Source organism: Actinoplanes sp. NPDC049548 (genome assembly GCF_040676695.1).
Classification (GTDB): domain Bacteria; phylum Actinomycetota; class Actinomycetes; order Mycobacteriales; family Micromonosporaceae; genus Actinoplanes.
The window spans coordinates 612,860-624,743 of the sequence record NZ_JBFAPM010000002.1; the positions used below are offsets into that span (position 1 = coordinate 612,860).

Genomic DNA, 11,884 nt, shown 5'->3' on the forward strand with positions numbered 1-11,884 from the left:
CCAGCGGGAAGGCGCATAACGGTGCACGTGGTGATCATGGGCTGCGGCCGGCTCGGTTCGACGCTGGCCCACAAGCTCGACGCCCGCGGCCACTCGGTCGCGATCATCGACCAGAACTCGGACGCCTTCCGCAGGCTCGGCGCCGAGTTCAGCGGCCTCACGGTGACGGGCATCGGCTTCGACCGGGACGTGCTGCGGCAGGCCGGCATCGAGCGGGCGGACGCGTTCGCGGCGGTCTCCAGCGGCGACAACTCCAACATCATCTCGGCTCGCCTGGCCCGGGAGACGTACGGCGTCTCACGGGTGGTCGCCCGTATCTACGACGCCCGCCGGGCGCTGGTCTACGAGCGCCTCGGCATCCCGACCGTGGCGACGATCCGCTGGGCGGCCGACCGGATGGTCCGGCACCTGGTCCCCGAGGGCACGGTCGAGGTGTTCCGCGACCCGACCAGCGCCGTCTCGATCGTCGAGGCGCCGCTGCACCGCGAGTGGGTGGGCCGGACGATCAAGGCGCTCGAGGAGTCCACCGGCGCCCGGGTCGCCTACCTGATGCGCTTCGGCATCGGCTCGCTGGCCACGCCGTCGACCGTCCTGCAGGACGGCGACCAGGTCTTCATGCTGGTCACCGACGACATCGTCGATCAGGTGCTCGCGGCCGCCGCGACCACCGAGGTGGGGGGTCACTGATGCGGATCGCCATCGCGGGCGCCGGCAACGTCGGCCGCTCCATCGCGCAGGAGCTCATCGGCAATGGCCACCAGGTCATGCTGATCGAGCGGCAGCCCCGCCAGCTGCGCCCCGAGCGGGTGCCCGAGGCCGAGTGGGTGCTCGCGGACGCCTGCGAGGTCAGCAGCCTGGAGGAGGCCGACGTGGCGGGCTGCGACGTGGTCGTCGCGGCCACCGGCGACGACAAGGCCAACCTGGTCGTCTCCCTGCTCGCCAAGACCGAGTTCGCCGTCGGCCGGGTGGTCGCCCGGGTCAACCGCGCCGAGAACGAGTGGCTCTTCACCGAGCAGTGGGGCGTCGACGTCGCGGTGAGCAAGCCGCGCCTGATGGCGGCCCTGGTCGAGGAGGCGGTCACGGTCGGCGACCTGGTCCGGATCATGACCTTCCGGCAGGGCGAGGCCAACCTGGTCGAGATCACCCTTCCGGCCCATGCACCGTACGTGGGCCAGCCGGTCCGCGACGTGCCGATGCCGCGCGACTCGGCGCTGGTGGCCGTGCTGCGCGGCAAGCGCGTGCTGGTGCCGACGCCGGACGACCCGCTGGAGGCCGGCGACGAGCTGATCTTCGTCTGCACGACCGAGGTGGAGGACGAGGTCCGGGCCGTCGTCCTCGGCAAGGCCGGCGATCTCGGCTAGGCCGCCTCGGCCGCTTCCTTCTCCGCCGCCTGGGCCGACGTCACGCGGTGCACGGCCCAGGCGGTGTACGCGAACGTCGCCGCGTAGATGGGCCAGCTGATGAGGACGCGCACGATGCCGATCGCGTTCGCCTGGTCGGCGAGGTACAGCCAGCCCTGCACGCCCGCGCGGACGAAGAGCGAGGCGGCCCACACCAGGGTCAGCCACTGGAACGTCCGGAACAGCCGCTGGTTGCCGAACCAGTCGTGCTTCCCGCCGTTGGCCAGCACGCCCCACACGTACCCGATGATCGGCCTGCGGACCGCGACCGAGATGATCAGCAGGACCACCTGTCCCAGGGTCAACAGGATGCCCGGCAGGTAGAAGTTCTTGGCGTCGCCGGTGCGCCACGCCAGGAAGGCGCCGACCGCGATGCCGAAGATGCCGTTGACCGCGTGCCGGACCGGCTGCTTGCGGCTCAGCCTGTACGCGCCGATGGCCAGCGCCGAGCCCACACTGCCACCGATGGCCCAGTAGAGCGCCGTCTTCTTCGGCAGATCCAGGACCGCGTCCCCGAGCAGCACGTTGAGCACCACGAACACGAGCACCGGCAGGCTCGACTCGATGAGCCCGCGCACCCCGCCCAGCTGCTCGGCGATCTGCTCGCTCATCGAGGGCAGGGGTTCCTCGACCGGGTGCAGGTCGAGTTCCTCGACAACCTCCTCGGCGACCCGCTCCTCCACCGTTTCGTGCGCGGCGTGACGGGGCTCGCTGCCGGGTGTCACCGGGGCGCCTCCAGCTCGTAGTACGGGTTGTAGATGACCTTGCGGTCGTCCCGGATCGCGATCCGGCCGCGCGCGGTGAGCTGACGCCCCGGTTCGATGCCGACGATCGAGCGACGGCCCAGGAAGACGAGCGTGACCACGTCGCTGCCGTCGTAGAGGTCCGCCTCGAGCGTCGGCAGGTTGGTGCGGGGAGTGTACGCCACCGTGCGCAGCCGCCCCGACACGGAGACCACCTGGCCGCGGCGGCACTGCCCGGCCGGCACGGCGCCGCACTTGGCGCTGTCGCGTTGCAGCTCCTGGGCGTCGAGCTCCGCCTCGGAAGCGGTCAGCCGTTCGAAGAACCGGCGCAGGCCGGTGCGCTCATCGGTCGTCATGACCTCTCGCCACCTCTGTTGGCAAGCCACTGATACCCGCCGGCGGGGGTACCGGCAGACGGCCCAGTGTGGGCAGGGGCCGCAAGTCCACGGTACGCCGGAAGCGCCTCCGGTGACCTAGGTCACCGGAGGCGAATACAATCACCTTCCGCCGTGACGCCCGTTCACGCCCGGCATCTGCTGGTTCGGGGCGACGTCCGGCGGCGTGGGGTCCTCGTGCTGGTGGTGGGCGTGATCGTCCGCCACCTGGGCCATCTCGCGCGGCAGCCGCAGCGGCAGCGCCTCGCGCACCGGCCGGGCCTCGTTGTCGCGAACCACGACGAGCCCGCGCAGGCACTCGCCCAGCACGCCTTCCTGCGCCGGGTCGGCCGCCGCCAGGCCCTGGAACAGCGCGCGGACCATCCAGCGCGGCCCGTCCACGCCCACGAAGCGCACGTCGGCCGGGCCGTCCGGGGTGTTCACCCTGGCCGCGAGCTCGACGCCGTACGGGCCCTGCAGCTCCTGGGGCGCCGCGCCGTCGGCCTTCATCGCGGTGGCGATCTCCTCGCGCACCTCGTCCCAGATGCCCTCGGTCCGCGGCGCCGCGAAGACCCCCAGCTGCAGGGCGCTGTTGCCGTGCACCAGGACGATCTGCTCGACACCGCCGTCCGGGTTGGCCTGCACCCGCACCTCGACGCCCTCGACCGCCGGGATCAGCAGGCTGCCGAGGTCGAGCCGCTGGACCCCCTCGGGCGCCTGCTCACTGTCCCAGGGGCCGAACTCGGGCGCCGGCGGCAGGTCACCCATGCTCTGAGCGAGCGCCGCCGACTGGGGCGCGTCGTCCGGGCGTACGTGCCGCGGGCCTCCGCGCTTGCGGGAGAACATCTGCTTGCCACCTTCCCGATCTAGAGCTTCTGCTGCGTCAGGGCGCCATGACCACCGGTCGAACCGTGGCCGCCGGCGCCGCGCGCGCTGTCGTCGAGCTCGTCGACGACGTGGAACACGGCCCTCTCGACCCGCTGGACGACCAGCTGGGCGATGCGGTCCCCCCGGGAGATCCTGACGGTGTTCTCCCGGTCATGGTTGATGAGATTCACCAGGATCTCGCCGCGGTACCCAGCGTCGACCGTACCGGGGGCGTTGAGGACCGTCACACCCAGGCGAGCGGCCAGCCCCGAGCGCGGGTGCACGAGCCCGACGTACCCCTCCGGCAGGGCGATCGCGACACCGGTCGGCACGCATTTCCAGCTCCCGGGGGCGAGCTCCACGGTCTCGGCCGCGTACAGGTCGGCACCGGCGTCACCGGGATGCGCGTACGACGGCAGCGGCAGGCCGGGATCGAGGAGACGGACCTGGATGTCCACGGGCGGAGAGTCCTCACGTCGAAGCGGATCGGGCGGCACCCACCCTGCCATCCTGCCGTGGCCGGGGGCGGAGGCGCGCCGTACCCTCACCAGCGTGACATCCGAGCCCTCCGCACGCACGGCCCCGCCCGCCGCGTACGCCGAGCGGCTGCGCGCCCCCTGGTGGATGTGGCCGGCCGCAATGGGCGTCGGCGCCCTGCTCGCGGCCGAGATCTGGATGGGCAGCTCCGGGCTGCGCGCGTGGGTGCCGTTCGCCGTCCTGCTCCCGCTGTCCGCGCTGCTGCCGTGGTGGCTGGGACGGATCCGGGTGGCCGTGACGACGGCCGAGCTCCAGGTCGACGACGCCCGGCTGCCGGTCTCGGTGATCTCGGACGTGGTGGCGCTGGACGCGGACGGCAAGCGGGAGGTGCTGGGCGTCGGCTCGCATCCGCTGGCGTTCGTCGTGCAGCGCCCGTGGATCAAGGGCGCGGTCCAGGTGGTCCTCGACGACCCGGCGGACCCGACGCCGTTCTGGGTGGTCAGCACGCGCCACCCCGTCGAGCTGGCGACGGCCCTGCTCGCGGCTAGGCGGGACTGATCGGGCGCTTCTTGCGCAGGTCCTTGACGAGCTTCTCGCCGAGCGAACGGGTGGCCCGGCGGTTCAGGTAGCTGGCCACGGCCGCGCCGGTGAGCAGCGGTCCCATAGTGGTCAGGTTGCGCCCGAAGCGGCGCAGCAGCGTCTTCTGCAGCTCCTGCCGGGCCGCGGTGCCCAGTACCGTGGCGACCCCGACGCCGGGAACGAGCGGGTTCACGCCCCGCTGGCCGGACCAGGACTGCACCAGGGCCACTGCCTTCTGTCCCGCGGAGCCGGCCACGGGTTGCCCGTACACCTCGTGCAGCTCGCCGATCAGCTTGAGCTCGACGGCGACCACGGCGACCGTCTCGGCGGCCAGCAGCACCGGCGCGGAGAGCAGGGTCGGGGCCGCGGCCCACTCGAGCGAGGCCACACCGCCGCCGGCCGCACCGACCCCGGCGGTGGCCCGGGAGGCGTTGCGGATCAGGCGCTCGGCGAGCTCGTCGCCCTCCAGCCCGTCGAAGTGACGGCGCAGCGTGGCCAGATCCCGGACCGGTACGTGCGGAGCGACGTCGGCGACCACGTCGGCCATCCAGCGCAGCGCCGCCCGCGGGCGGAACAGCTGGCCGAGCCCCCGCCGGCGCACCTCGCCGACCAACCGGCCGAGCAGATGACGGCGCTTGTCGGGCGCCAGGTCGTCGGCGGTCAGCGCGGCCACGGTGGCGCCGATCTCGGCGTCCTCCACGACCCGCTCCGGCGTCCCAGCCGGGTCGACCTTCATGAGCTCACGCCCCGGCTCTGCGGTCGGTGCCGAGTTCTCATCTGGGCGGCTCATGGTGGTCGACCTCCCCGTCACGTCTGCCGTCGATGACCCTGTACCCAGTGAATCAGGCGGGCACACGGGTCACACGCCGCGCGACCCGAGGATCACACGGCGCCCGGCCGTCGACGACGGCCGGGTGGTCCTGCTGCGAGGGCGCCGTCAGGCGCACTCGCGGCAGATCAGTTCCCCGTTGCGCTCGACCGCCAGCTGGCTGCGGTGATGCACGAGGAAACAGCGAGCGCAGCGGAACTCGTCGGTCTGCATCGGCAGCACCTTGACGGTCAGTTCCTCGTCGGCCAGGTCGGCACCGGGGAGCTCGAAGCTCTCCGCCACCTCGACCTCGTCGACGTCCACTGCGCCCGATTGCGAGTCGGCGCGGCGGGCCTTGAGTTCCTCGAGGCTGTCCTCGCCGAGGTCGACCTCATCGCGACGCGGGGCGTCGTAGTCGGTGGCCATCGGTTTTCACTCTCCTGTATCGATGTGTCACTTGGCGTAAGTAACGCCGGCGACGACGTTTCGGTTCCCGTTGCGACGGACTTTTCTCCCCGCCCGGCAGCGGGGAACGACCATCCGCCGGGGCGCCCCCATCCCCTCGTGAAATGGCCCCGGCAAACGCGGCACCTTACCGCCCTCGTGGGTGGCTTGTACGTCCGTGGGCGGCCAATTGTTCCCGATGTGACTGAGGCGACATCAAGGTAGGGGGCGGACGCCGTGGATCATCGTCGGCGCGCCGGAAACATTCCCTCTTTCCGCGCTCCCGCCGGCCAGACGCTAACCTCACCGGCAGACCCTTCCGTCACCGCAGCCACCGGCCTGCCCACACCCGGGAGTACTCCCCCATGAGCTTTGCGCGCGTCCGAGCGCTCGTCGTGGTCGGCGTGCTCGCCGTAGCCGCTGTGGTCTTCGTCGTCGTCGCGCTGGTCCGCGACACGCAGGGAGGCGCGATCGCGGGCGGCGGATGCCCCAAAGGCTCGGTGCTGGCGAACGTGACACTGCCGGACGACCCGCAGCAGGTCACCGTCAAGGTCTACAACGGCACCGACCAGCCGGGGCTCGCCGACAACGTCACCAACGAGTTCAAGAACCGGCGTTTCCAGACCCAGAAGCCGGCCGAGAACAACAAGAAGGTCGACGGCGTCGCGGTCATGCGGTACGGCCCGGACGCGGTCGGCTCGGCGTGGCTGCTGCGGGCGTACTTCCTGAACCAGGCGGACCCGCAGTACAACCCGAAGCGCAAGGGCGCCGTGGTCGACGTCGTCATCGGCAGCCAGTTCCAGCAGCTCGCCACCACGACCGAGGTGAACCAGTCGCTCGTGGAGCTGGGCGAGCCGCAGACCCCGCCCGGCGCCTGCCCGGCACCGGACAAGAAGGACTCCTGACCGCCTCCGGGCCGTCAGGGACCGCCGGACGCATCCAGCTCGACGAGGACGTCATGCAGCGCGGGGAAGATCGCCGGCGGGGCCGCCACGAGCATGTCCCTGCCCGGCGCCCGACCGTCGAGTCCGGACACGCGCAGGCCCGCCTCGGTGGCGACCAGCCCGCCCGCCGCATGGTCCCAGGCGTTGAGCCCCTTCTCGAAGTACGCGTCGAGGCTGCCCTCCGCCGCCATGCACAGATCCAGCGACGCCGCGCCGAAGCGGCGGATGTCGCGCACCCGGGTGATCAAGCCCGCCAGCACGGCACCCTGATGCTCGCGACGCGCCGGGTCATAGCCGAAGCCGGTGCCGACCAGCGCCTGGTCCAGCGTCGTGCGCGTCGAGCCGCCCAGCCGCCGGCCGCCGCGCCACGCACCGCCGCCGAGAGTGGCGGTCCACTCGTCGCCGGTCGCGGCGTTACGGACCACGCCGGCGACGACCGTGCCGTCCACCTCGGCCGCGAGGGAAACCGCGTACTGCGGAAGGCCGTAGAGGTAGTTCACCGTGCCGTCGATCGGGTCCAGGATCCAGCGGACGCCGCCGGTGGTCGCGGTGCTGTCGCCGTACTCCTCACCCAGCACGCCGTCGCCCGGCCGCTCGCGCCGCAGCGCCTCCACCACCTGACGCTCGACGGCCTTGTCGGCCGCCGTCACCACATCGGTGTCGGTACTCTTCGTCTGCACGTCGGTGATCGCCTCCGTGCGCATCCGCCGGGCCGTCTCAGCGGCCTCCCGCGCGATCCGTACGGCGATCGCCAACAGCTCCTCCGGCGTCGGTCCTCCGGCGTTCTCAGCCACTTCACACCGCCCTTTCCGCAGCTACCATTCTCCCGCCGAGCGCCCGAAGAGAGGTCGGCGACCCCCCGCGGCGTGCTGCGGCGGGAGGATCTCGCTGGACGGCGCTACAATTCACCCCTGCCCACGCTTCACGGACACCGCCTGCAAGCCCCGTCCGGGTCACGAGGGCTCCCACACCACACCGGCCAGCCTCGTTTCGCCGCGTGCTGCGCTGGGCCCATGGCCGTGTCTCATCGCCCTCCGGAAGGTCATTCGTGACAGAAGCCCACCAGACCGGTGCCGACGTTCGCTCTCTCACCGAGGCCCTGATCGCCCACGCGCAGGGTGCGGGTGGGCAGATCACGTCGGCCGAGGTCGTGCAGACGGTCGAGTCCGCCGAGGTGACACCGGCCCAGGCCAAGAAGATCCTCCGCGCCCTCGTGGACGCGGGCGTCACGGTCGTCGTGGACGGCTCGGCGAGCACCCGCCGCCGGGTGGCCGCCGCCCGGGCCGCGACCCCGGCCTCGAAGGCCACCACCGCCAAGGCGACCCGCGCCCCGGCCAAGAAGGCCGCTCCCGCCCCGTCGCAGGCCTCCGCCGAGGGCGACGCGGCCGCTGCTCCCGCCGCCGCTCCCGCCAAGAAGGCCGCTGCCAAGAAGGCTGCCCCGGCGAAGAAGGCGGCCGCCGGCGCCGGCCCGGCGAAGGCCACCAAGGCCGCCGCCCCCGGCGAGGGCGAGCCGGTCGAGGGCGAAGAGATCGATCCCGAAGAGCTCGCCGCCGACCTCGAGGACGTCGTCGTGGAGGAGCCGGCCGCCATGGTCCAGGCCGCCGCCAGCGACGCCGCCAGCTCGGCCACCGACGGCGACTTCGAGTGGGACGACGAGGAGTCGGAGGCGCTCAAGCAGGCCCGCCGCGACGCCGAGCTGACCGCGTCGGCCGACTCCGTCCGCGCCTACCTGAAGCAGATCGGCAAGGTCCCCCTGCTGAACGCGGAGCAGGAGGTCGAGCTCGCCAAGCGCATCGAGGCCGGCCTGTACGCCGCCGAGCGCCTGCGCGCCTGCGAGGAGGGCGAGGAGAAGCTCGACCGCAACTTCGAGCGTGACCTGCGCTGGATCGGCCGCGACGGCGAACGCGCCAAGAACCACCTCCTCGAGGCCAACCTGCGCCTCGTGGTGTCGCTGGCCAAGCGTTACACCGGCCGCGGCATGGCCTTCCTCGACCTCATCCAGGAAGGCAACCTCGGCCTGATCCGCGCGGTCGAGAAGTTCGACTACACCAAGGGCTACAAGTTCTCCACGTACGCCACCTGGTGGATCCGCCAGGCCATCACCCGCGCCATGGCCGACCAGGCCCGCACCATCCGCATCCCGGTGCACATGGTCGAGGTCATCAACAAGCTCGGCCGCATCCAGCGCGAGCTCCTCCAGGACCTGGGCCGCGAGCCCACCCCGGAAGAGCTCGCCAAGGAGATGGACATCACCCCGGAGAAGGTGCTGGAGATCCAGCAGTACGCCCGGGAGCCGATCTCGCTGGACCAGACCATCGGCGACGAGGGCGACAGCCAGCTCGGCGACTTCATCGAGGACTCCGAGGCGGTCGTCGCGGTCGACGCGGTCTCGTTCTCGCTGCTGCAGGACCAGCTCCAGCAGGTCCTCCAGACCCTCTCGGAGCGCGAGGCGGGCGTGGTCCGGCTCCGCTTCGGCCTGACCGACGGCCAGCCGCGCACCCTGGACGAGATCGGCCAGGTGTACGGCGTGACCCGCGAGCGCATCCGCCAGATCGAGTCGAAGACGATGTCGAAGCTGCGGCACCCGTCGCGGTCGCAGGTGCTGCGCGACTACCTGGACTGAGGTTCCCGCAGCCGGGACCGCGGCCCCCTCCCTCGCTTGGGAGTGTGCCGCGGTCCCGGCGTGGGTAGCCCTCCCGGTCCACCTCCGGCGCGCGCTGGCCATCCGGCGCCCGGCACCCGCTCGGAGTGCGCCACCCACCCAGCGCCCGCCGGCCGTCCACAACATGCGGCCTCACGGCGATGGCCGGCCGTCTGGCTGCTCCGAGGACCCTCTCGCCACCTCGACCAGGACAGCCGAGGCGGCCCTCGTCGGCGGTCGGCGAAACTCCGCGAGCGAGGTATTGGACTCTGCGTGCCGGGCGCTGGTAGGTGGGGTCTACTCTGCCGGAGTGGCAAGTGTGCGGTTGCCGGCGCCCCGGGTTTCGGGGGGTGCCGGCGAGTTCAAGATCAATTGTCCGGAACTGGACACGGACAGCTTGATCAATACTGGACGACCGGCCATTCAGTCAACACTGCGTGCCCTTTTGGTCACCACTCGTACATCATCCGGTGGTGATCAGACCGTTGTGCAGAAGTGATCGTTGACGTGGCACCCTTGGGGCACGGCACACTAGCCGGACCACGTGTGACTTGGGTCCCCCCAGGGCACTGTGGGAAGGCTGCAACGGCCAAGGGTGTTGCACGATGGGTGAGCAGTAGCCGAGGAACATGTTCATCGGTGACGACCAGAGGAGGAAGGCGATGACCCCGACTCTCACGCCGCCGGCGGGAAGCGTGGCCGGACCAGCAGCCGATGAACGGTGCGACCGCTGCAATGCAGCCGGGAAGCTCCGTTTGACCCTGGCTGGTGGCGGCGAGCTGGTGTTCTGCGGACACCACGCCAACAGGTACGCCGAAGACCTGGTGAAGATCGCGGTGCAGTACGCGGCCGACCCCGAGTTCACGTGGCGCGGCGCGGAAATGATGTCTAACTCCAACTAATCCCCAGATAAGCAGCGAAAGGGCGTCCCGGTGTGGGGGCGCCCTTTTCACGTATGCACCCCTCCCGCGCCGCAACCCCGTCCGCCCCGAGCAAGCACCGCACTCCAGGCGGCCCGACCGGTGACACCCCGGCAGCCGAGCGACAGACCCACTCCCGCCGTCACCCCCGCGGGCTGGGGCGGCCACGCGGAGGTCGCCCGGCAGGCATCAGACCCGATCCCAGCCCGCACACCAGGCGACGGACGGACGCCCACCGCCAAGCTGGGCGTCAGACCGTTTCGGGGCGGGTGCGCCGGGCGTAGGCACGAGCCGCCCGGACCCGATCGCCGCAGCGCACCGAGCACCATTGCCGGCGGCCGCTGCGGAGCAGGTAACGCGAGCACGGCGGCGAGTCGCAGGCCGCCAGGCGCGGCGCATCGGGGCCGGTGAGCAACTCGGCGGCGTCCGCGGCCAGGACGCCGAGCGCATGGTCGACCACCTGATCGGTGGGGTGCGAGGTGGCCCGGTGCAGGCCGACGCCCGGGTCCCAGCGAAGAACCGACGCGGTCGGCACGCGCGCGAGAGCCGCGTTCACCGCCGCGAGCGCTTCTCGGGGCGGCTCCTCGTCGCGTACGCGCGCCTTCAGCAGGCTTCTGGTCGCGTCGCGCAGGGACCGCAACCGCCCGGCGCACACCTCGTGCAGCCGGGCGTCCGACGGCGCAAGGCCGTGGTCGATCAGCCAGCGGGTGGCGGACTCGGGCGTACCCAGGGCGTCGAGCACCTGGCCGCCGGGCACGGTGACGGCGCTGTTGGCGAAGTCCAGCGCCGGGTGCTGCTCCGCGCCGGGCGCCGGTGGGACGTCCGGGGCGGTGACGGCGATCTCCTTCACGGTTCTCACGTTATAGGTTGCGCTCTTCCGTGACAAACAGCTAGCTTCACGGATGACCGACCATCTATCCGTGAGGTTTCCATGACTGACGCCATCTCCGTCCAGGTCTACGGTGGGCCGACCGCCCTCATCGCGTACGGGGGGTTGCGGCTGCTCACCGACCCCACCTTCGACGGGCCCGGGGAGTACCCCTCGCCCAGCGGGCTGACGTTGCGCAAGACGGCGCCTTCGAAGGGGTCTCCGCACGAGCTGGGCCGGGTCGACGCCGTCCTGCTCTCCCACGATCAGCACGCCGACAACCTGGACACCTCAGGCCGGGCCCTGCTCGCCGACGTTCCGGTCACGCTCACCACGGTCAGCGGGGCCGGGCGACTCGGCGGTACGGCACGCGGCCTGGCGCCGTGGGCTTCCGTGGAGCTGGACCGGCCGGGTGGTGGCACCGTGACAGTGACGGCCGTGCCCGCGCGGCACGGCCCCGAGGGGTGTGAGCCCGTCAGCGGGGACGTCATCGGCTTCGTCCTGACCGGCGAGGGGCTCGGCACGGTCTACGTCAGCGGCGACAATGCCGCGCTGGAGCTGGTCGAGCAGATCGCCGGGCGGTTCGGCCCGGTCGACACCGCGGTGATCTTCGCCGGCGCGGTTCGTACTCCGCTGTTCGACGGGGCGCTGCTGACGCTCGACAGCGCCCAGGCGGCCGAGGCCGCCAGGATTCTCCGTGCGCGCCGGGTCGTGCCGGTGCACCACGACAGCTGGGCGCACTTCAGCGAGGGCCGTGACGCCCTCGTGGAGGCCTTCCGCGCCGCGGGCCTGACGGACCGGGTCCAGATGGACTGACGC

General features: G+C 71.7%; 15 protein-coding genes. 7 read left to right on the top strand and 8 right to left on the bottom strand.

The genetic code is table 11. From position 1 onward, the window contains the following. Window positions 1-21: 21 nt before the first annotated feature. Window positions 22-687 carry a TrkA family potassium uptake protein gene (locus AB0J80_RS06965; protein ID WP_364701223.1) on the top strand — a complete coding sequence of 222 codons (666 nt, stop codon included), beginning with the start codon at window positions 22-24 and terminating at the stop codon, window positions 685-687. Then, on the top strand, window positions 687-1,361 hold the full coding sequence (locus AB0J80_RS06970) for a TrkA family potassium uptake protein (protein ID WP_364701225.1): 675 nt from the start codon (window positions 687-689) through the stop codon (window positions 1,359-1,361). The genes AB0J80_RS06965 and AB0J80_RS06970 overlap by 1 nt, the downstream gene beginning before the upstream one ends. On the opposite strand, the gene AB0J80_RS06975 is transcribed toward AB0J80_RS06970, so the two are convergent. The 4 genes from AB0J80_RS06975 to dut form a co-directional block, all read right to left on the bottom strand. Then, the gene (locus AB0J80_RS06975) at window positions 1,358-2,125 is read right to left on the bottom strand and encodes a DUF3159 domain-containing protein (protein ID WP_364701227.1); all 768 of its coding nucleotides are present in this window, start codon (window positions 2,123-2,125) and stop codon (window positions 1,358-1,360) included. The two genes, AB0J80_RS06970 and AB0J80_RS06975, sit on opposite strands and share 4 nt — an antisense overlap. After that, a complete protein-coding gene (locus AB0J80_RS06980; RefSeq protein WP_364701229.1) occupies window positions 2,122-2,499 on the bottom strand; it encodes an OB-fold nucleic acid binding domain-containing protein in 378 nt (125 codons plus the stop codon). Before AB0J80_RS06980 ends, AB0J80_RS06975 begins: the two co-directional genes overlap by 4 nt. Window positions 2,500-2,640: 141 nt before the next feature. Beyond that, window positions 2,641-3,363, bottom strand: coding sequence for a DUF3710 domain-containing protein (locus AB0J80_RS06985; RefSeq protein WP_364701231.1), 723 nt, complete (start codon window positions 3,361-3,363; stop codon window positions 2,641-2,643). Window positions 3,364-3,383: 20 nt separating this feature from the next. Continuing rightward, window positions 3,384-3,842 carry a dUTP diphosphatase gene (dut, locus tag AB0J80_RS06990; RefSeq protein WP_364701233.1) on the bottom strand — a complete coding sequence of 153 codons (459 nt, stop codon included), beginning with the start codon at window positions 3,840-3,842 and terminating at the stop codon, window positions 3,384-3,386. Window positions 3,843-3,936: 94 nt separating this feature from the next. On the opposite strand from dut, the gene AB0J80_RS06995 reads away from it, so the two are divergent. Beyond that, on the top strand, window positions 3,937-4,419 hold the full coding sequence (locus AB0J80_RS06995; protein ID WP_364701234.1) for a DUF3093 domain-containing protein: 483 nt from the start codon (window positions 3,937-3,939) through the stop codon (window positions 4,417-4,419). Here AB0J80_RS06995 and AB0J80_RS07000 read toward each other — a convergent pair. Both AB0J80_RS07000 and AB0J80_RS07005 read right to left on the bottom strand, forming a co-directional pair. Then, window positions 4,406-5,176, bottom strand: coding sequence for a hypothetical protein (locus tag AB0J80_RS07000; RefSeq protein WP_364701334.1), 771 nt, complete (start codon window positions 5,174-5,176; stop codon window positions 4,406-4,408). The two genes, AB0J80_RS06995 and AB0J80_RS07000, sit on opposite strands and share 14 nt — an antisense overlap. Before the next feature lie 201 nt (window positions 5,177-5,377). Then, window positions 5,378-5,674 carry a DUF4193 domain-containing protein gene (locus AB0J80_RS07005; protein WP_023561654.1) on the bottom strand — a complete coding sequence of 99 codons (297 nt, stop codon included), beginning with the start codon at window positions 5,672-5,674 and terminating at the stop codon, window positions 5,378-5,380. Between the two features lie 383 nt (window positions 5,675-6,057). Between AB0J80_RS07005 and AB0J80_RS07010 the strand changes: the two genes are divergently transcribed. Next, a complete protein-coding gene (locus tag AB0J80_RS07010; RefSeq protein ID WP_364701236.1) occupies window positions 6,058-6,597 on the top strand; it encodes a LytR C-terminal domain-containing protein in 540 nt (179 codons plus the stop codon). A 14-nt stretch (window positions 6,598-6,611) separates the two neighbouring features. On the opposite strand, the gene AB0J80_RS07015 is transcribed toward AB0J80_RS07010, so the two are convergent. Then, complete coding sequence (locus tag AB0J80_RS07015) at window positions 6,612-7,430, bottom strand: inositol monophosphatase family protein (RefSeq protein WP_364701238.1); 819 nt, start codon at window positions 7,428-7,430, stop codon at window positions 6,612-6,614. Between the two features lie 254 nt (window positions 7,431-7,684). Here AB0J80_RS07015 and AB0J80_RS07020 point away from each other — a divergent pair, with 254 nt between their 5' ends. Beyond that, window positions 7,685-9,259, top strand: a complete 1,575-nt coding sequence (locus AB0J80_RS07020) for an RNA polymerase sigma factor (RefSeq protein WP_364701240.1) — start codon at window positions 7,685-7,687, stop codon at window positions 9,257-9,259. Window positions 9,260-9,939: 680 nt separating this feature from the next. Continuing rightward, the gene (locus AB0J80_RS07025) at window positions 9,940-10,179 is read left to right on the top strand and encodes a hypothetical protein (RefSeq protein WP_364701336.1); all 240 of its coding nucleotides are present in this window, start codon (window positions 9,940-9,942) and stop codon (window positions 10,177-10,179) included. A 268-nt stretch (window positions 10,180-10,447) separates the two neighbouring features. Here AB0J80_RS07025 and AB0J80_RS07030 read toward each other — a convergent pair whose 3' ends face one another. After that, window positions 10,448-11,047, bottom strand: coding sequence for an ABATE domain-containing protein (locus tag AB0J80_RS07030; protein WP_364701242.1), 600 nt, complete (start codon window positions 11,045-11,047; stop codon window positions 10,448-10,450). A gap of 81 nt (window positions 11,048-11,128) precedes the next feature. Between AB0J80_RS07030 and AB0J80_RS07035 the strand changes: the two genes are divergently transcribed. Further along, entirely contained in the window at window positions 11,129-11,881 is a 753-nt protein-coding gene (locus AB0J80_RS07035) for an MBL fold metallo-hydrolase (protein ID WP_364701244.1), read from the top strand. The last annotated feature ends 3 nt before the right edge of the window (window positions 11,882-11,884 follow it).